The organism is Desulfuromusa ferrireducens, assembly GCF_055389805.1.
This window is the reverse complement of sequence record NZ_AP042415.1, coordinates 2968227-2985695: the sequence shown is the minus strand read 5'-3', so window position 1 is coordinate 2985695 and position 17469 is coordinate 2968227. Positions and strand designations below refer to the sequence as shown.

Below are 17469 nucleotides of genomic sequence, written 5' to 3'. Positions count from 1 at the left end.
TACCCATAAATCGAGATGCCGGGAGTTCCCATGGATCCACTAATCAGCATGGCATTTATGACCGGTCTGCTTGGATCTGCCCACTGTATCGGCATGTGCGGCGGTTTGGTCAGCGCCCTTTCATTGACCGCTGACGGTCGTAACAGTGGCATTGCCTTTCACCTGCTCTACAATCTCGGCCGCATTACGACCTATACCTTGATTGGATTTCTCGTTGGCTGGCTCGGGTCAGCGATGGTGGTGAAAAGTTCGTTGCAGGACGTGACGCGAGTCTTGTTGATTGGCAGTGATCTATTTATCATTCTGGTCGGCTTGGGGAGTGCCGGGCTATTCACCAAACTAAACATGATGTCCCTGGAAATCAAAGGCCCGATCGGCGTCATGACGAAAGCGGTCAAAGGACTGCGAAAACTGCCGCCCGCGTTCGCAGCCTTACCGCTGGGTCTGTTGTTTGGATTTTTGCCGTGCGGACTTCTTTACGCAATGGCGCTGACGGCGGCACAGAGCGCCGACAGTAGTATCGGGGCGCTGATGATGACGGCTTTCGGACTGGGAACGGTTCCGGCCCTGTTACTGGTCGGCGGAACGGCCCAATGGGTCAGTTCAAAACGCAGCTGGATGCTCAAAGCGGCCGGTGTGACTGTGGCACTGATGGGCTGTTACAATCTTTACGGACACATCAACATGCTAACCTAGCGAAAACTATTAGGGTTTCTTTTTCAGCAAACTGGCCCTCAGCGGCGCAAAGTGATGTTTATCCGCCTGCCATTCGTATCCACCAGCATCCCAGATATCCTCCAATAAATCCCAATCGAGATGAAGTTGTCCCGTTTCATCAAACAACTCCGATACTTCCAGCATTTCGAGATCTTCAATAATCAAATTGCCGTTACTATCCGCCCAATGAAACGGTTTGATTTCCATCGGACCAACGGTTTGTAGCGGGATCACCGAACGATGGCCATCGGGATTGGCAATCAACTCCCCTTTCCAACGGATCGAATCGCTGGAAACGGCTTCTTTTGCCACCTCAAGCATATAGGAAACAGTTGTCTGCAACGCTGGCTTACGGAAAATCCAACGGGCCATCCCCTCGAGATTATCCAAACTTGAGGCAGGCGGATCAGCTTCAACCAGTTTCCAACCCTGTGGGTATTCTTCACGCAGGATCATACCCTTCAAAGGCTTATCCGATGAAAGCTTGATTCGAATCAACACCCGACTTCCGGGAGCAGCATACGGCGGCAGTAAGCGCTTGGCCTGCATTGTCGGTGCCTGTACACTAGTACTACGGAGATAAAAAGCACCCACAACAAGCAGAAACACGACGAGCAGCCCAAGCAACCAAAGCTGTTTTTGCGAGTTTTTAGGTGGAGGAATTATTTCTTCCGGTTGCTCTTCCCGCTTTAGAATTTCTTCAAGCTCGACTTCAAGAGCTTCAGCAAGCTTCAGGGCGTTATCTCGCCTGATGGTCGGATAACGATTATTTTCCCAACGCGACACTGTATCGGTCGTCACACCAACAACTTTCGACACATAGAGTTGAGTAAGACGTTTATCTTCCCGCACCCTGCGAATAGCCTCCCCGTCGATTGAAACGGAAGGTAATTGTCGAATATCCAAGTCCATATAAGTTGACCTAAAAAATAGAGTTTATCTGACCAATGAAGTCTACCAGAGTGTTTACAGTTGAGTAAACCGTGGAATTAGATAACATCAAATCAATAAAACCAACCCGACATACAAACCGCAACTGGCTAATTTTACTTAAACACAACCCGACATCTTACGACATTCAAGCCGATGTCTGATGAAAACAGGTAAAATATGTGGAATTATCCATCGCAAAGGTGACGCGGAGGCTGTCACCGCTTTAAACTCTAGAGGAGGAAGAAGATGAAAAAACTACTGACCCTGTTTGTTGCTGTTGCCTTGGTCTCTGTCGCTGCCATGACCGTTATTGCTGCCGACAAAGGACCCGCTGAATTAAAAATGTCTGCAAGTATGGGCGATGTTACTTTCAACCATGCTAAGCACCAGGAACTGGTGACTGACTGCGCAACCTGTCACCACACCGGGGTTGCCGACGGAGCATGTAAAACCTGTCATGGCTCAAAGCCGGAAGCTCCCAAAGCAAAGAAAGCTTTCCATAAATTGTGCAAAGACTGTCATAAAAAAGAAGCCGGACCGACGAAATGTAAGGCTTGCCACGTAAAATAATCACGATATCACAATAAAAAAGGCGGGCCGTTGTGGCTCGCCTTTTTTATTACCTTAAAGATATTATGAAATTATTTTCATTTTTAGTTGACATTAATTATTTAATCCTTATAATTACAAACAACAGAGAAAACAAACTCTCTCCAAACAAACTTTTGCCCCGTGTTCTCCCTCCTGACGCGGGGCTTTTTTTGTCTTGCGCAGGTGAAACCCTACCCTGCCACCACCCCTCAAATATTTTTGAAGACTTTCAACAAATGTGGCACCAACTGTTTTTTGCGCGACAACACCCCTTTAAGGATGTATAAATTTTCATTTTCTTGAGGGTAACCGATGACATAGGGCAGCTCGTTAGGCCCAACCGTCAGCAACAAGCTGGTCTCCATAACGATATCGGTAACGAGTAACGCCGCCAATTCGTAGCCCCGTTCTTTCCGTAGCGATTTCAACTCGACCAACAACTCATCGTAGCGCTGATGGAACGAATGAAAGTTAACCACCTCAACCTGCCCCAGTCCAAGCATGTGATTTCCAGCAGAATACTCTTTAAAATCGGTCAACAGCAAGTCACGAGCAGCCGTCCCACTAGCCATCGCGCTGCCTGAGGCAAAAAGCTCAGCACCGAAGGTCTTATATTCCAAACCGGAAAGGGATTCCAACCAGGGAACCAATTGGCGGTCACTCTCGGTTGTGGTCGGAGACTTGAGAATAACCGTGTCTGACAACAGACCGGCAAGCAGCAAACCAGCCGTCGCCGGTTGCGGATCGATCCGCGCCTGTTGATAGAGAGTTGCCACCAAAGAGCAGGTGCTACCTAAGGGTTGATTGATAAACCGAATCGGCGTATCGGTATGAAAATTACCCAAACGATGATGGTCAATCACTTCAAGAACTTCGACTTTCTCCGCTCCGGGAACGGCTTGGGATAATTCATTGTGATCGACCAAAATCAACTTAACGGGAGAACTTTTGATCAAATGACTCTTGGTTGCAATTCCCGAAACCCGTTTATCGGGTGAAATTACGATAGCTCCAGGATTTTTGCCGTGCTGCAGCTTGAAGCGTAAATCATCCAACAGGTCATTTGGTTCAACGCTTAAGAAATCGCTCTCAACCAGCTCTCCAACCGGTGTCGCCATGCGCGTCAACCAGACACTGTTTGCGGTATCGTATGCACTGACCAGTATCGAAACACCTTTTTCTTCGGCTACCCTCAGCAACTCATCACTGACCGGAGACTTGCCTGAGATAATCAGCAAACGAACACCGGCCTCAATGGCTTTTTTTTGAATACCGACCCGGTCACCGGTAATTAGAATCGTCTGCTGCGGTACGATTTCATCCACCCAACTACTGAAGCTGGCCTCACAACGGGCACCAACATAAAGGCTGAAATCATCCACCTGATCGGCTTCAACCAGGTGGTGCGCTGTCGCCGCCAAGCAAGATTGAATTGACGCAAGGGAAGCGCGCACCCGACGCATTTTATCCGGTTCGGTGGGGACAAGAAAAACCTCCGAGGCCGTTTTCAGTAACAACATCCCTTTTGGACGGAACTCATCATCAACGACCGGCAACATACGAATGCGATGCTTGTGATACAGCTCAATGGCTTTTGACATCGGCGTCGATTCATGGATAGTCACAACCTCTTCAGTGACGACATCCTTAATTCTAGGGTGCACATCGGCGAGCAATTCAGGGATCGGAACCCCAAGGTGCTCAAGAACGAACTCTGTTTGCTGATTAAGATTGCCCGCACGAGCGGAATACACATTTGTCAGCCCCTGCTGGCGGCGCAACTCTGCGTAAGCAATAGCGCTACAGATGGAATCGGTATCGGGATTGCGGTGCCCGATAACGTAAATTTTTTCCTCAATATTCATCGCCAGCCTCCTTCAGTAGAGCAAAACATTTTCGCTGCCTTTTACCACCCAGACGCTTAACTGTCATCAGCAGAAATAAAAAAACCTGCGTCAGAAGACACAGGTTTGTAAAAAAAACTTATAAGTTGAAAATCAATCAGTCAGTGACTTGCGCCAAAGTTGTGACCTGACGTAGTACGCCCTTCACATCACCCAAACCGATAACATTTTTGATGATCCCTCGTTCGAGACGATTGTTTGCATCAAAGCTAACCAATAGCTCGCGGCCGTTGGTTTTAAATACGGAAGGGTCAACCAAAACCTTACAGAGTGTCCCTTCAGCGGCAAAAAAGTTTTTATCTTTATTCTTTAGGCCTACCGCTGGAGTCACAACAATTTCTTCGACCCCTTTACGATGAAAGGTCGGCATGTGGATTGTCTGTTGTTCAAGAGAGCCAAAAGCCTCTAAACGTAAATTATAAAACGCACTCAAAATATCATACACCGGGCCATCGGTCTCAAGGGGCAACATCTCGTCAGCATCGATACGATGATATTTAATTTTTTTGTACTGAACCTGGCGCTGATCATAATCGAAGGTATAGCTGGTCTGCTTTTCACGCTGCTCCTTGCCCTCCCCCTTATAGGTGTGGGAGCTGTGGACCAACGGACGCAAAAAACCGTCGGGGCCGATTTCCATCAACGTTTGGTATTTTTCAATGCGATTCTTGGTAACAAAAGCAGCAAAGCCGCGGGTACGGGCTTCCATTGTAGCAAGATAGGTCCCGGCTTGTTCACCTCTCTCAAGCCGAATAGTCCCTTCAGCGAGCCGCTTGAACCACAGAAAAGACACATCGTAAGCTAACTGCTCGCCGACCAGCCCTTCAACTGGATGAATATTCCCCTGATCAGCAGCAACAGATGAAACTTGCACTGCGAACAGCAGGAATAGAGCATTGATTATGAGAATAAGCTTCCTGATCATGTATATAAGACCTTTTTCAATAATTTTACCCAGAAAAACTGTAGCATTTATACCATGGTGTGGCGTATTGGCATCTACCTTTGAAACCGCCGACACATCGAAACCGATCTACTTGCCACACCCTCTCCAACATTCCAGAGCAAAAGCAACAACTTGAAAATTTATCATTATTTATTGGTCGCTTACGTGTCATCGTGGATACATATTTACTTCAAAATCAATGCCAATTTACTGGCAAACAAAATACTAATCTAACGGCGCTCCCCCCCCAACCGGGGCACCATGCAATAACACACTTGACGAAAAGCTTTGATCCAACTAATATCCATATATTCAAAATTCAATAAAGGTAAATAATTATGATTGAGTCTGCTGAAAAGTTGCCGTTTGGGAAAGAACAGGATTATGATCGCGAATCAGAAATTTTAAAGGTTCTCGGCCATCCGATACGATTAAAGATTGTAGCGGGTTTGATGTCTCAGTCCTGTAATGTAAAAAAAATCTGGGAATGTCTCGGCCTTCCGCAGGCGACCGTTTCTCAACATCTGGCACTTTTAAAAAACAAAGACATTATTTCTGGACGTCGTGAAGGAGTAGAGGTTTTCTACCAAGTCACCTCTCCAGAAGCGAAGCGGATTGTCGGGGCAATTTTTGAAGGCCCCATCAACTGCGACCAGTAAACATAATCGCGTCCACCAAAAAAACGGTCACTTATTTTATAAGTGACCGTTTTTTTGGTGGCGTAAATACGACTTAATCTTTATTTTCCGGCCCGGATTGCAGCAACCGTTTTGCCTCGAATCCCCCAGTTTTCCGCCGGGATCTCTTCGATGATAACATGGGTGGCTTCTGGATTTTTACCAAGCACTTCCTTCATTGCCACGGTAATCCGATCCATCAACTCCTCTTTTTTTTCTTCGCTGATTCCACCAACAGTACGTACAGTTACAACAGGCATCTGGTATCCTCCTTTCATCACTGATTAAATGCGAAGATCTAGTATAGCCCGAGCGAGAAAAGAATCAATAGTCAATTGCCGGCTACAGTAAACGAGCCAGAAGATAGATGACCTCGTATGTTGCCGGGACCCCTTGCTCACTTCCATAACAGTCATTGTAATACAAAATCATCTTTTGCATAACCTGTCGCGAAGCTAATCCCTGCGGACGCTGTTGACTGGCATTCTGCGCACCGATTTTTTTCAGGCTACGCATCAAGGCTGGCACATTTGCGTGCCACTCTACTTCAAACTCCGAACGCAGGGTCACAATCTCAAATCGATCCCCCAGCGCAGCTGAAACCGTCTCCAAAGACGGGAAACTTTGACTATGCGACTGTTTGTCGACTAACACCGATTGATGTGAAGTCCGCAATTCATGCAGCGTTTTTTCGCCAAAAAGTGCCAGCGCCAACAAACCATCCGGATTCAGTACCCTTGCTACCTCGGAAAAAGCATTGGGCAAATCATTCAACCACTGATAAACAGAACTGGAGAGGACCAAGTCAAAACTGCTGTCGACAAAAGGGAGTGCCGCGGCATCCGCATCACATACCGGCGCAGGGGAAAGGGTCTGTTGCACATGATGACTCATGCCATGCGCGATATCCGACAAAACCAATTTCATTTCCGGATAGCGTTGCAGCAGTTGGCGACTGAGCAGTCCAGTTCCACAGCCAACCTCCAATGACAGATGTTCTGGCTGCCGATAGTGCGACGACAGATACTCGATCAAACGTGTTGCCACCTGTTGCTGCACCAGAGCGTAACGATCATATTCCTGGGCATGACAGGAGAAATGTTGGCGAACTTGCCGCTTATCAATTCTTTCACCTATCACTGTAGAAACTTCAACCATTGGTCGACCGTCTCCTCAGGACAACTAAAAAAAGGCGCATGGCCGGCTGACGGCAGACGATAAAGACGGGCCTTCGGCAGTTGATGCACCAAAAACTCACCGGCGGCAAAAGGAATAATTTGATCGAGTCCACCATGCATAACCAGGACAGGCTGCTGCACATCGAGCAATAAATTTCGTAAGTCAGCACTCCCCAAAACAGCTAAGGTTTTTTGCGCCTGCTCCGGCTTAGGCAGTTGTTCACGACGGACAGCAAAGGCAAGTATCTGGCGATAACGTTCTTTAGCTAGGTCTTCGCCAACAAACTGAAGGTTAAAAAAGTCGCCCATAGTTTTTGCGTAGGCTCGCTCGAGATTCCGGGTTAACGACTTAATCTGCGTGGCCGGCAAACCATATTGCCAATCATCAGACTGGCAGAAACGGGGTGTAGTCGAAATGAGCAACAACTTTTTGACGGACAACAGTTTATTCGCCGCAATCTGCAGCGCTACCTGACCACCGAGAGACCAGCCTAATAACGAAGGATTCGCAACTCCAAGTTGCTGCGCCCACTGCTCTATTGCCATTGCCAAGACACCCAACTGGCAGTCTGCCACAGAATCCGACTGGCCGTGACCGGGAAGATCGGGACAAAGCACGCGATATTTTTTCGCTAGAACAGGTGCCACTTCGCTGAAAACAGCCGAGCTCATTGACCAGCCATGCAGCAGAATAAACGGCTCTCCCGCCCCCCATTCGCGCCAAGAAAGTTGCTGGCCGTTCGGCAACGTACAGAACTGAACCTGCGGCACGTCAATCACGGCTAAGTTCCTGGCGAACGACATCAATCATCTGTTGCGCGGCCTGTCGCACTTCAACCAAGCTATGATCTGCCATCAAGGTCGCACGCAGACGACAGGTCCCGGGAGCTACGGTCGGGGGACGAATGCCGCTGAGGAAAACACCGCGACTAAACAGCTCTGCAGCAGCCCGCATTGTCGGCTCGGGGCCGCCAATCATAACCGGAACAATTTGCGTGGCACTGCCGCAAAGATCGAATCCAACCTCACTCAACAGTTGATGAAAAAGCTGCCGAGTTGCTTCCAATTGCGCGCGCCGCCGTGCCCCTTCTGCGCTGTCGACCAGATTAATAGCGGCCATATTGGCGGCTAGCACCCCAGGGGGAAGGCTGGTAGAAAAGATAAAACTGCGCGAGCGATTGACCAGCGTGTCGATCACCTCGCGACGAGCAGCCAGATAAGCGCCGAAGCTACCAAACGCCTTACCGAAGGTCCCCATCTGCAAATCGATCTGCTCAAGGCAATTGCAGTGCTCTGCCGTGCCACGTCCAGATTTACCCAAAACGCCGCCTCCGTGCGCATCATCAACCATCAGCCAAGCGTCATAACGTTGCTTCAAGGCGACCAATTCAGCCAGCGGTGCGATATCGCCATCCATGCTGAAAACGCCATCAGTGACGAGCAACCAGCGACCGCAGCGCTCCGCCTTTTGCTGCCGCAATAACTCTTCCAGCGCCGCCATGTCTTTATGTGGATAGATCTCGATGCGGGCGCCCGAAAGACGGCAGCCATCAATAATCGAGGCATGATTGAGGCTATCGGAAAAGACCGTGTCTTCCGGGCCGAGCAGGCCCTGGATAATGCCGTTATTAGCCGCATAGCCGGTGTTAAAAACGAGGGCGGCTTCGGTTCCCTTAAACTCGGCAATCCGTTCTTCCAATTGATGATGTAATGACATGCTGCCGGAGATCAGGCGGCTGGCTCCCGAGCCGGTACCGAAATCGGTCGTTGCTTTACAGGACGCTTCTATCAACGCGGGATGATTCGCCAAACCAAGGTAATTATTGGAACAGAGTAGCAAATAGTCCTGACCAGCAATTTTCACCCGCGGACCCTGGGCCGATTCGACCTCGCGCAGGGTTCGCAACATCCCCTGCCCGGCAAGCTCAGTCAGATAGCTTTGCAGTTGCCTCATCCCTCTTCCTTCCAGTGGCGCGGCGTATGAACGCGGCCAATACGCTCGATGATAAACGGTTGCCGCTCCAGCCATTTAACCAAAGTCCCGAGGCGGCCTTGACCACAACGAACAAAAAATGCGCGACCACCCCGTTCATCACCGGCCGGTTTTAACAAACTGATGCGCTGATAGCCATTTTCTTGCGAAGCGACGTAGCCTGCCTGGTAATCGGGGTCATCAGACCAGCACAGTTCTGCAACGACAGCCGGGCAGCTGACAACCTTGGCCGCCAACGTCAAGGCTTCAATCACATGGGGATTATCCAGTCCGTGTAGAGCCAAGATATCACGCAATTGTCTTCGCGCATCAACCGACAAATCCATCCGACTGACCCTGACCCCGCGTGTCGGATCTTTTTCTAAACGAGCGCCACTATCAGCGTCGATCAACATTGCACCGCGCATACTGTGACCGCCGGGTGCTGCGCCATTAGCAAGGATATCGATAGCACTCTCTACAGCACGGCGTTCAACAGCGGAAGAAACCAGCATCTCCGCTGCCAAAACACGCCCTTGCTGCCAACTCTGCACTTGATTATTATGCAGATCAGGAAGACGGCCTGATTGCAGCTCAGCCTGATCGACCGTATCGATATGAAAACAGATTCGTTGCGCCTGCCCACGCGGATGCAACAGCGCACGCTGCAACATTTCAATCGCGGCGCGCTCCAACTCATCAAAACCGATCAGCCGCTCAGCCCCGGAAATATGTTTTTCTTCGCGCTCAGCACGCATTCTTAGACTGTTAAGAGGGTTTGACATGTCGGCGAAATTATCACTTCAACCGAGGATTGTCAACCAACACAAGAGCACCGGTTGACAGGACGGCAGTTCCCTTTTTTTCTCCAGCATGCTAGTTTTTCTATCTCTCATCAACCACATCGAAGAAGCGAGATCCCAGTGACCAATCTACACCTGTTACAATTTGCCACCTTTGCTTACTGTCTAGCCGTATGCGGATATCTGTTGCTGGTGGTACGAAAACATCGTTGGCTGCAAATAACCTCTCAAACATGCATTTTTATCGGTTTTCTGCTACAAAGCGCTTGCCTTATCTGGCGCTGGCAGTTGGCCGGGTTTCTGCCCGTAACCAACCTTTTTTCCACGCTGTTTTTCTTCAGCTGGTCACTGGCGGCCTGCTATCTGTATTTTGAAATCCGTTATAAAATTGCCGCCAGCGGTCTATTTGTCATGTTTCTCAACCTAAGCCTACTGTTTGTTGCCCTTAACCGCGATGCCTCACTACCAACGCTTGTGCCGAGTCTCGACACCCCATTTTTCAGCCTGCACATCGTCTTTTCATTTCTCGGCTATGCCTTTTTTGCCATGGCATTTTCGCTTGGTGTACTTTACTTGGTTCAACGCTATCTGCCGAATCAACAGCTGCCACCCTTAAGTACATTGAGAAAACTAAACGAAGAGTCGATTTTTCTCGGCTTCTCGCTTTTCACCCTCTGTATGGTGGTTGGTGGGATTTGGGCCTACTGGGCCTGGGGCTATTATTTCTCGTGGAATATCAAGGGAGTCTGGTCTTTTCTTGTTTGGCTGTTTTATGCCGGCATGTGTCACGCCAAATTCATCCGCCGCTGGCAGGGAACCGGTTACGCTCTGTTATCGATCGCCGGGTTCGGCGTTGTCCTCTTTACTTATCTCGGCATCGGCCTGTTGCTGGAAAGCAATCATCCACTGGAGTAATCGCTGATGCTGAAAAAGACCTGGAATCTCTGCTGCTCCTTAAAACTGGCCATCTATTTGGCCTCGGCAGTCACCCTGCTGCTGATGGGCGGATCGCTGCTGATCCCCTATAACAACCGCATTTTCGGACCGATGGATCGCATGGCGATCGGTGATTGGATGCCGCAGATTGCCGCCGCAAACCTCGATAAAACCTGGTGGTTCTATCTGGCAGCAATCCTGATGGCGCTGCTCGGAGTTAATACTTTATGTTGCTTTTGCGACTGGCTTTGGCAGATCCGTTCGCGTTGGAAAAAAATCGGCGAATACCTGTTGCACCTCGGGGTTGTTCTCGTCCTGATTGCTTACCTGTGGGGCAGTAGTGCCGGTTGGCGACATAATGGCATGCAGTTTCGCGTTGGCACAGTCACCCCGCTGCCGAATTGGCCTGGACATTTTCTTCGCGTCGATAATTTCAAGCCGCTGCTATCCCCAAACGGCCCTCCACGCGACATGATCAGTGAAGTTTCACTCTTGCGCGGTGATCAACTTCTGGTCCACGGCAAGGTTCAGATTAACCGACCCTTACTGCATGGGGGGATCGTCATTACCCCTGTCTCCTTTGGACAAAAACCGGTCGGCTTCCGCGCTTTGCTTCCGGGGCTACCTCCAGTCGAACTGGAAACCGGCCAACGAATTGTCCTGACTGATCGCAGTCTACTTGAGGTCCTTCGATTCCTCCCTGATGCGCGACGAAAATCCAGCGGAGAAATCATTTATCGCAGTGGTCGACTTGGCAACCCAGCGTTTGAACTGCGCTATCTTTCGGTAAATGGCAAGAAATGGCAGGGTTGGTACGTGGCAGGGGAACGTCTCCCCAGAGAGCTGACCGCTCAGGGGGTACAGATCAGACTTCTTTCACCGATCTACGCTAACTACAGTTCGCTGACGGTTAATTACGATCCAGGTGCGGCATTAGCTGCCGCAGGCAGCGGCCTGATGACCGTCGGTGTGTTATTGGCGCTGTTCTCCTTTTATCGTAAACGCAGACAACAGGATCGACCAGAAATCTAATTGACAGACATCTCGCTAAGCTCTATACCTATCAATTACAAGAGGCTAATAGATGAACAATGAATCGATTCTGGTCGTCGACCACATTACAGATCGTCGCGAACATCTCGTTACCTTGCTTGATGAGCAAGGAATGGCGGTCGTTCAGGCGTCGTCTTGTGAGGAGGCCCTAGAATTACTGGCAAAGATGGACTTCCTGGTCATTCTGACCGAAACCGACCTGCCGCGCAAAAGTGGTCTCTACTTACTCAAAGAAGCCAAAGGCATCCAGCCACTAGTGGAAGTCATCCTGCTAACCCATAACGCTTCTTCATTCACCTTGCTTCAGGCGCTCCGACATGGGGCCTACGACTTCATTCTGCGCCCCATCGACAGCAGTGAAATCCTGTTTAATACCCTTTGTCGCGCCCTGGATCACATTCAACAAAGAAACGAGCGAGAAAGCCTGCTGCAGGAACTGGAAGTCAAAAATCGATCCCTTAGCCAAGCCTTGCATCGACTGAAATCGTTAACCGAAAATATTCGTCGGATGGCCAAGTCCGACCAAGTTGAAGATATTTTCAGCATCATGCTCGAGGCTGCCACGTCCGAGCTTCATGCCAAAAACGGTTTAATTGCTCTATTCAATCGCGACAGCGACTCATTGGCGCTGAAACTGACGCAAAAAATATCACCGGAAATGTGTTCCCGCTATGCCAGAAAAATTCCCAACGGACTGATTCAGGTCATTGCCAAACGCAACAAACCGATATTGGTTCCGACCCACTTACCTCAAGGATTGGCTGAACTATGCCTTCCGGAAGAGGCTGATTTACTGCTGCTTCCGGGTCTGATTTCCGTACCGCTGCAACTCAATAATCGCACCGCCGGCATTATGTTATTAAGCGGCCACCCACCTAACAACCCCTTTGCCGAACACGATTTGCTCTATCTGAGCCAACTCGCAACTCACTCACAGTTGCTGCTGGGAAAAGTTGGCCAGATCCACCTCCTGCGCAGGCAGAATAACGCAGCAGAAAAATCTATCACCCGCGCAACCTACTAACGTGAAATAGAAATTCGTCGGGACAGCGCTAGTTTTTTCGGTAATGAAAAATCCAGACGCCACGACTGGCCTCTGACTCGGGAAAATCCTCTCCTGGTTGCTGCTTCTGCAAAAGCTCCATCTCCGGAAGAACTTCAGCAACCTGTTGCTGTAAAAACTCAGGTGGCAAGCGTGGCCCATTAAGACAAGCGATCAGCTCTCCGCCGGGAGCAAGTAAAGCAGGGATCTTTCGCAACATTTTTGGCCAATCGCGCTCTGCCGTGAAACTTTTCCCCTGATAAGCCGGAGGGTCACAGATAATCAGATCAAACGGCCCCAACCTCCGCAAGCGCGTGACACTACGAAAAAACTCCAAGGGCAAGAAACTGACACTGCGCAAGTCGAGCTTATTGAGCTGATGATTTAATTTCCCCTGTTCCAGGGCTCCTCGATTCATATCCAGATTCACAACCTGGTCGGCACCACCAGCAAGAGCGGACACGGAAAAGCTGCAGGTATAGGCAAAAAGATTGAGGACCCGTTTTCCCGACGAAAGCTGTTTGACCAGCGCCCTGCCCTGAGCCATATCGGGGAAAAAGCCAATATTCTGCGCTTCGCCTAAGCGGAGCCGATAACGCAGTCCCGCCTCCTGAGCATCCACCGCCGCCTCAGTTTCGCCCCAAAGAACCCGCACCGGACCGTTAGCAATAAATCTCTCTTGCAACATAATGGCGGTCACACCAAACACTTCCGCTTGCAACAGTGTGACGAGGTCCTGCAACCACTCGTCATCGCGCGGCGCGTATAAACTGATCAACACGATCGGCTTAAACCAGTCGATAAGTAGATCTTCATATCCCGGAAAGCAGTGTCCACGTCCGTGAAACAACCGTCTTGATTCTTCATTATTGGGAAGATGGTGTTGTAGTTCCTGCGCGATGATCTGCATTGTCTTCAAAAAAGTCCGTATGGTGTCAAGGCCCGGCGAAAATACTCCGTCGCCGGCACGATTAAATAAAAAGAATTGCCGCTTTTACGCAGCAGTAGAAACTGATACGCGCGCCTCGATATAGTATCACCAACCGTTGCGAGCAAAATTGCCAACAATATGTGGTAGAAAAGATGAGAAAAGCAAGTCATAATAGACAGATTAATAACTCGGAGGATTCGGATGAAAAAAATCAACTTACTGATTGTGGCACTGGTTATTGTCATCTCAGGGCTTGCGCTGACAATATTTATGCAAAAAAAACCACTTCAGGAGAATACGGTCAGCCCGCAGATTCAAAAAACACCACCCAAACCAGACAAACAAACGATTGTTCACTACCCGGTTCCGGTACAGATTAAAGATCAAATTTTGCCAATGGTACAAGAAGAGCGTCAAGAAACGGCTAAGGCCTCTCCGGTGCTCCCCAAACAACTACCAACGGTACAACAAAGTGATAAAAGCATACAGCAGGCTATGAGCAATCTTAATATAAAAAAATCGCTCAGCAACTTAGTTTTCATCGAGAACTTTATTCAACGCTTTGTCGTTACCATCGATAATCTTCCGGAAAAACGCGTACCAAGAGCCCATCTGCCACTAGCGCCCATTAAAGGGCGCTATATTGTCGCAGGCACAACAGAAGCTCCCCAGACGAGTAGCCAAAACCAAGCTCGTTACAATGAGCATGTACAGCTGATAGAAAATCTGGATCAAGATTTGGTTATAAAAATATACATTCATTTCTACCCGTTATTTCAAACCGCCTTTGAGCAATTGGGTTATCGTAACGCCTATTTCAATGATCGCCTCATTAATGTCATTGATCATCTCCTGGAAACACCAAGTCCAACCGAACCAATATTGCTGTCGCAACCGGCTGTGCTTTATATTTATGCTGATCCGCTACTTGAAAAACTCTCATCCGGGCAAAAAACTCTGCTGCGTGTCGGTCCCAATCATCGCGGGAAGTTGTTAAGAATACTAAAAAGCTATCGCGAAAAGCTAACGAACCTGCAACCATAAAAAAATGCCCATCCAGTCTTTGGATGGGCATTTTTATTTATTGAGAATCAACCACCATACTAATAAATTGCGTGCATAATCCGCCGTTCCGGGCCTTGATAGGTACGATGAGCGAATCGACGGACAGGATCAATCCCTGGATAAACCCAGCCATCAGACCGCTGAAACTTGACGATTCCATCGCCTTCAATGAGGTTCTGCAATACCTTAGGTTCGACCATGTCCATCATGCCATCTTGATAAACTACTGGAACTTCTTTCATCGCTGACCTCCTTTATCTAAAGGTCATACTAACATCAATCACCTTTCCCGCAAAGCCATAGCGAAAAAAAACAACGCCAGATCGGACACTTAATTGAGTTTAGCTAATAATGAGATTTTCTTCTCGGTAGAATCAGGCACAAAAAAAACCGGCTAATGCCGGTTTTTTTATGTTTGAACCAAACGCTAACTTCTTCTTTCTACACCCAAATAATTATCAGGTACGGTTTCTCGAATCGAATCAAAACCAACAGTGACCCAACCAGAGGAACGCATAAATTGTACAATTTTTCGTTTTTCTATTAATTTTTGCAGTTTCCGGGGTGGCACCTGCTCAACCTTCCCAGTACTGTGACGAACACGTATCAACATCAAGCACCCTTTCAACATCAGCAAACCGGCAGAACACGGCAGAACACGGCAGAACACGGCAGAACACGGCAAGTCAACTTCAACACCAATGTGATGCGGATAGTAACAGAACTTACTGCTGCAGACCTAACTATTTCCTTTTTCCACTTTCAAGATCAAACAGAATGGATGAACGACGATCCTGCCCACGATAATCACCCCGCAAAGAGCTTCTGATCGGATCTCTGCCCAAGGTCACCCAGCCCGTTGCTCGTTCAAACTGTTCAATTTCACTCATAACAATTAATTCATCAAGCTTCCGCGACGGAACCAGATCGATCCTGCCATCTTTGTATCTCACACGTATCAACATCAGGAGAACCTCCGATTCAATCGAGCAGTGCATCAATTGCGTTAAAATTGAAACGTTTTTCCGCGAGTTCAGTAATCATTTTCAGTTTATGCGTATCCTCAACGGTTAATTTTGAAACGTCATCATTGATAATTTCAAAAACCGTCGAAGAGGTCCGCATCGCACGCATATATGGAATGCCACTTTTTTCAAGAATCCGCTGGGTAATATGACTGATCTGACCAACCCCAGGAATGATGATACCGGCAATTTTCTTATGATATTCCTCGAGCTGATAAAGATTGGCAATCGTCATCAATAGCTCATCTCGGCTACTATTAACAATCACCAGCGATGATTCCTGAAGCAATTCGGCAACACGCTGCGCCGAGGCAGCGCCGATCTGGACATTATGTACAATCCGTTGCGCTTCTACTTCTGTCGCATGCAACTTCACCCCGAGGACACTGGCAATTCTCCGCAAAGTCGGATTCGCCAAAATTGGCTGATAATTAAATCCGCCGACAACCTGAATCCCTTCAGGCTCGAAGGCTCTTTCGAGATACTTAAGAGTCTGCTCCCTTTTCTCGGCAATAATTTTATTAACCAGGATTGCCTTGACGTCCGCTTTTTCCTTTTGAAAAAGAGCAAAGTTCATCATCGCGGCATCGACCACGTTACCCAAGCCCCCCCCTGTCACCATGACAACGGGAGAATTAGTCTCCCTGGCGATACGCGCATTGTTACAACCGATGACCGAACCGACTCCTGTATGGCCAGCACCTTCAATAATCAGAAAATCATTTTTAGCATCAAGTTCAGCGATGGCATCGAGCATCTGCTGAACAATTTTTTCGCGCGACAACTCACCATCCATAATTCGCCGAGTGTCCCCCTGCCGAAGGACAAATGGTGACATCAACGGCAAATCGTCAACCTGCCCGAACATTTGCGCGATCAAAATGGCATCTTTATCGGCAATCAGACCGTTAAACTCGACGGGTTTCGGACCGATAGGTTTGACAAAACCGACACGATCATACTTTTTTCGCGCCATATGCATGAGAGATAAACTTGTGGTCGTTTTTCCACTATTCATTCCCGTTGCTGCGATAAATATCTTACGGGCCATAAAGTCTCCTGACTAATTTTTTCCAGACATTACAACAATTCAGGTCAAGTTAACATGTAAAGAATAACAATGAATAGAGCATTAAAGCGTAAAAAAGGGACGTTCCGGTAAAAAGAACGTCCCTCGCTAGCTATTTAATTTACCAACCGGTTAATCATGCAATGTGCTTTCCAGTCTCGCCTGGGCGAGTAAGCCACCGATAAGCCGTCGAGTTTCCTCTGCAGAGAGGATCGCACCCAAATCATCCTCAAATTCATCCTGGTTATTCGCTGTATACTCTTCACCACTTTGATCACTGACAAGGATGGCGGGAAACAATTTGATATCGTGCGTAATTCTGAGTAATGGCTGTTTGTAATCAATACAGGGAACCGTTAAAAAAAACTCATAACTAAACAAGGTATTTTTTTGCCGCCTCTCGACAAGGTAATCAAGTAAACCCTCCGTCATTTCAACAAGATACTGACCCTGCTCAAGAACAATTTCATGCGGAGTTCGGATGCTGGAGATGTCCGGCATATTCCCCCATAGATTTTTTTTTGCCATACAACGTCTCCACTTCGGCAACAAGACTAAAACCAAACAGAAGTGAATTTTAACAAAAAAATGTCGATAAGACTGCCATTTTAATCTTTTCTCATTTTT

At 48.4% G+C, this 17469-nt stretch carries 21 protein-coding genes; 7 read left to right on the top strand and 14 right to left on the bottom strand.

Annotation, left to right across the window (positions count from 1 at the left end; all coding sequences use genetic code 11):
* The first annotated feature begins 30 nt into the window (after window positions 1–30).
* Window positions 31–696, top strand: coding sequence for a sulfite exporter TauE/SafE family protein (locus ACZ5PT_RS13445; protein WP_464263545.1), 666 nt, complete (start codon window positions 31–33; stop codon window positions 694–696).
* A 9-nt stretch (window positions 697–705) separates the two neighbouring features.
* Here the strand turns inward: ACZ5PT_RS13445 and ACZ5PT_RS13440 are convergent, their stop codons facing one another.
* On the bottom strand, window positions 706–1629 hold the full coding sequence (locus ACZ5PT_RS13440) for a helix-turn-helix transcriptional regulator (protein ID WP_464263544.1): 924 nt from the start codon (window positions 1627–1629) through the stop codon (window positions 706–708).
* Between the two features lie 267 nt (window positions 1630–1896).
* On the opposite strand from ACZ5PT_RS13440, the gene ACZ5PT_RS13435 reads away from it, so the two are divergent.
* Window positions 1897–2220: a cytochrome c3 family protein gene (locus tag ACZ5PT_RS13435; RefSeq protein ID WP_464263543.1), complete on the top strand. Its 324-nt coding sequence runs from the start codon at window positions 1897–1899 to the stop codon at window positions 2218–2220.
* A 230-nt stretch (window positions 2221–2450) separates the two neighbouring features.
* On the opposite strand, the gene ACZ5PT_RS13430 is transcribed toward ACZ5PT_RS13435, so the two are convergent.
* A complete protein-coding gene (locus tag ACZ5PT_RS13430) occupies window positions 2451–4106 on the bottom strand; it encodes a putative manganese-dependent inorganic diphosphatase (RefSeq protein WP_464263542.1) in 1656 nt (551 codons plus the stop codon).
* A gap of 136 nt (window positions 4107–4242) precedes the next feature.
* Entirely contained in the window at window positions 4243–5070 is an 828-nt protein-coding gene (locus ACZ5PT_RS13425; protein ID WP_464263541.1) for a DUF3108 domain-containing protein, read from the bottom strand.
* Between the two features lie 359 nt (window positions 5071–5429).
* On the opposite strand from ACZ5PT_RS13425, the gene ACZ5PT_RS13420 reads away from it, so the two are divergent.
* Window positions 5430–5750, top strand: coding sequence for an ArsR/SmtB family transcription factor (locus tag ACZ5PT_RS13420; RefSeq protein WP_464263540.1), 321 nt, complete (start codon window positions 5430–5432; stop codon window positions 5748–5750).
* A gap of 80 nt (window positions 5751–5830) precedes the next feature.
* On the opposite strand, the gene ACZ5PT_RS13415 is transcribed toward ACZ5PT_RS13420, so the two are convergent.
* The 5 genes from ACZ5PT_RS13415 to ACZ5PT_RS13395 all read right to left on the bottom strand — a co-directional run bounded on the left by ACZ5PT_RS13415 (window position 5831) and on the right by ACZ5PT_RS13395 (window position 9676).
* The gene (locus ACZ5PT_RS13415; RefSeq protein ID WP_464263539.1) at window positions 5831–6028 is read right to left on the bottom strand and encodes a tautomerase family protein; all 198 of its coding nucleotides are present in this window, start codon (window positions 6026–6028) and stop codon (window positions 5831–5833) included.
* A gap of 82 nt (window positions 6029–6110) precedes the next feature.
* Window positions 6111–6926: a malonyl-ACP O-methyltransferase BioC gene (gene bioC, locus ACZ5PT_RS13410; RefSeq protein WP_464263538.1), complete on the bottom strand. Its 816-nt coding sequence runs from the start codon at window positions 6924–6926 to the stop codon at window positions 6111–6113.
* On the bottom strand, window positions 6905–7750 hold the full coding sequence (locus ACZ5PT_RS13405) for an alpha/beta fold hydrolase (protein WP_464263536.1): 846 nt from the start codon (window positions 7748–7750) through the stop codon (window positions 6905–6907). The genes bioC and ACZ5PT_RS13405 overlap by 22 nt, the downstream gene beginning before the upstream one ends.
* Complete coding sequence (gene bioF / locus ACZ5PT_RS13400; RefSeq protein WP_464263535.1) at window positions 7719–8900, bottom strand: 8-amino-7-oxononanoate synthase; 1182 nt, start codon at window positions 8898–8900, stop codon at window positions 7719–7721. Before bioF ends, ACZ5PT_RS13405 begins: the two co-directional genes overlap by 32 nt.
* Window positions 8897–9676, bottom strand: coding sequence for a 6-carboxyhexanoate--CoA ligase (locus ACZ5PT_RS13395; RefSeq protein WP_464263534.1), 780 nt, complete (start codon window positions 9674–9676; stop codon window positions 8897–8899). The genes bioF and ACZ5PT_RS13395 overlap by 4 nt, the downstream gene beginning before the upstream one ends.
* Window positions 9677–9841: 165 nt before the next feature.
* Between ACZ5PT_RS13395 and ccsA the strand changes: the two genes are divergently transcribed.
* The 3 genes from ccsA to ACZ5PT_RS13380 are packed head-to-tail and all read left to right on the top strand — an operon-like array spanning window position 9842 to window position 12734.
* Entirely contained in the window at window positions 9842–10636 is a 795-nt protein-coding gene (ccsA, locus tag ACZ5PT_RS13390; RefSeq protein WP_464263533.1) for a cytochrome c biogenesis protein CcsA, read from the top strand.
* Window positions 10637–10642: 6 nt separating this feature from the next.
* Entirely contained in the window at window positions 10643–11689 is a 1047-nt protein-coding gene (locus tag ACZ5PT_RS13385; RefSeq protein WP_464263532.1) for a cytochrome c biogenesis ResB family protein, read from the top strand.
* A 52-nt stretch (window positions 11690–11741) separates the two neighbouring features.
* Entirely contained in the window at window positions 11742–12734 is a 993-nt protein-coding gene (locus tag ACZ5PT_RS13380) for a response regulator (protein WP_464263531.1), read from the top strand.
* 28 nt (window positions 12735–12762) lie between these two features.
* Here the strand turns inward: ACZ5PT_RS13380 and ACZ5PT_RS13375 are convergent, their stop codons facing one another.
* Window positions 12763–13662 carry a class I SAM-dependent methyltransferase gene (locus tag ACZ5PT_RS13375; protein WP_464263530.1) on the bottom strand — a complete coding sequence of 300 codons (900 nt, stop codon included), beginning with the start codon at window positions 13660–13662 and terminating at the stop codon, window positions 12763–12765.
* A 222-nt stretch (window positions 13663–13884) separates the two neighbouring features.
* Between ACZ5PT_RS13375 and ACZ5PT_RS13370 the strand changes: the two genes are divergently transcribed.
* Entirely contained in the window at window positions 13885–14727 is an 843-nt protein-coding gene (locus tag ACZ5PT_RS13370) for a DUF3014 domain-containing protein (protein WP_464263529.1), read from the top strand.
* Between the two features lie 59 nt (window positions 14728–14786).
* Here the strand turns inward: ACZ5PT_RS13370 and ACZ5PT_RS13365 are convergent, their stop codons facing one another.
* From ACZ5PT_RS13365 to ACZ5PT_RS13345, 5 genes are all read right to left on the bottom strand, one after another.
* Window positions 14787–14990 (bottom strand): GSU3473 family protein, encoded by a 204-nt coding sequence (locus tag ACZ5PT_RS13365; protein WP_464263528.1) that lies wholly within the window; start codon window positions 14988–14990, stop codon window positions 14787–14789.
* Window positions 14991–15175: 185 nt separating this feature from the next.
* Window positions 15176–15361, bottom strand: a complete 186-nt coding sequence (locus ACZ5PT_RS13360; protein ID WP_464263527.1) for a GSU3473 family protein — start codon at window positions 15359–15361, stop codon at window positions 15176–15178.
* A gap of 130 nt (window positions 15362–15491) precedes the next feature.
* A complete protein-coding gene (locus ACZ5PT_RS13355; protein ID WP_464263526.1) occupies window positions 15492–15713 on the bottom strand; it encodes a GSU3473 family protein in 222 nt (73 codons plus the stop codon).
* A gap of 16 nt (window positions 15714–15729) precedes the next feature.
* Window positions 15730–16824, bottom strand: coding sequence for an AAA family ATPase (locus ACZ5PT_RS13350; RefSeq protein ID WP_464263525.1), 1095 nt, complete (start codon window positions 16822–16824; stop codon window positions 15730–15732).
* A 150-nt stretch (window positions 16825–16974) separates the two neighbouring features.
* Window positions 16975–17370, bottom strand: a complete 396-nt coding sequence (locus ACZ5PT_RS13345; protein WP_464263524.1) for a hypothetical protein — start codon at window positions 17368–17370, stop codon at window positions 16975–16977.
* Window positions 17371–17469 lie beyond the last annotated feature (99 nt).

What these genes read in the sequence shown, in the direction of transcription:
- ACZ5PT_RS13445 (WP_464263545.1), top strand. Translation starts at nt 31, where the DNA reads ATGGATCCACTAATCAGCATGGCATTTATGACCGGTCTGCTTGGATCT.
- ACZ5PT_RS13375 (WP_464263530.1), bottom strand. Translation starts at nt 13,662, where the DNA reads ATGCAGATCATCGCGCAGGAACTACAACACCATCTTCCCAATAATGAA.
- ACZ5PT_RS13350 (WP_464263525.1), bottom strand. Translation starts at nt 16,824, where the DNA reads ATGGCCCGTAAGATATTTATCGCAGCAACGGGAATGAATAGTGGAAAA.
- ACZ5PT_RS13370 (WP_464263529.1), top strand. Translation starts at nt 13,885, where the DNA reads ATGAAAAAAATCAACTTACTGATTGTGGCACTGGTTATTGTCATCTCA.
- ACZ5PT_RS13420 (WP_464263540.1), top strand. Translation starts at nt 5,430, where the DNA reads ATGATTGAGTCTGCTGAAAAGTTGCCGTTTGGGAAAGAACAGGATTAT.
- ACZ5PT_RS13405 (WP_464263536.1), bottom strand. Translation starts at nt 7,750, where the DNA reads ATGTCGTTCGCCAGGAACTTAGCCGTGATTGACGTGCCGCAGGTTCAG.
- ACZ5PT_RS13395 (WP_464263534.1), bottom strand. Translation starts at nt 9,676, where the DNA reads ATGCGTGCTGAGCGCGAAGAAAAACATATTTCCGGGGCTGAGCGGCTG.
- ACZ5PT_RS13380 (WP_464263531.1), top strand. Translation starts at nt 11,742, where the DNA reads ATGAACAATGAATCGATTCTGGTCGTCGACCACATTACAGATCGTCGC.
- ACZ5PT_RS13385 (WP_464263532.1), top strand. Translation starts at nt 10,643, where the DNA reads ATGCTGAAAAAGACCTGGAATCTCTGCTGCTCCTTAAAACTGGCCATC.
- ACZ5PT_RS13365 (WP_464263528.1), bottom strand. Translation starts at nt 14,990, where the DNA reads ATGAAAGAAGTTCCAGTAGTTTATCAAGATGGCATGATGGACATGGTC.
- ACZ5PT_RS13345 (WP_464263524.1), bottom strand. Translation starts at nt 17,370, where the DNA reads ATGGCAAAAAAAAATCTATGGGGGAATATGCCGGACATCTCCAGCATC.
- bioF (WP_464263535.1), bottom strand. Translation starts at nt 8,900, where the DNA reads ATGAGGCAACTGCAAAGCTATCTGACTGAGCTTGCCGGGCAGGGGATG.
- ACZ5PT_RS13440 (WP_464263544.1), bottom strand. Translation starts at nt 1,629, where the DNA reads ATGGACTTGGATATTCGACAATTACCTTCCGTTTCAATCGACGGGGAG.
- ACZ5PT_RS13360 (WP_464263527.1), bottom strand. Translation starts at nt 15,361, where the DNA reads ATGTTGATACGTGTTCGTCACAGTACTGGGAAGGTTGAGCAGGTGCCA.
- ACZ5PT_RS13415 (WP_464263539.1), bottom strand. Translation starts at nt 6,028, where the DNA reads ATGCCTGTTGTAACTGTACGTACTGTTGGTGGAATCAGCGAAGAAAAA.
- ACZ5PT_RS13430 (WP_464263542.1), bottom strand. Translation starts at nt 4,106, where the DNA reads ATGAATATTGAGGAAAAAATTTACGTTATCGGGCACCGCAATCCCGAT.
- ACZ5PT_RS13435 (WP_464263543.1), top strand. Translation starts at nt 1,897, where the DNA reads ATGAAAAAACTACTGACCCTGTTTGTTGCTGTTGCCTTGGTCTCTGTC.
- ACZ5PT_RS13355 (WP_464263526.1), bottom strand. Translation starts at nt 15,713, where the DNA reads ATGTTGATACGTGTGAGATACAAAGATGGCAGGATCGATCTGGTTCCG.
- ACZ5PT_RS13425 (WP_464263541.1), bottom strand. Translation starts at nt 5,070, where the DNA reads ATGATCAGGAAGCTTATTCTCATAATCAATGCTCTATTCCTGCTGTTC.
- bioC (WP_464263538.1), bottom strand. Translation starts at nt 6,926, where the DNA reads ATGGTTGAAGTTTCTACAGTGATAGGTGAAAGAATTGATAAGCGGCAA.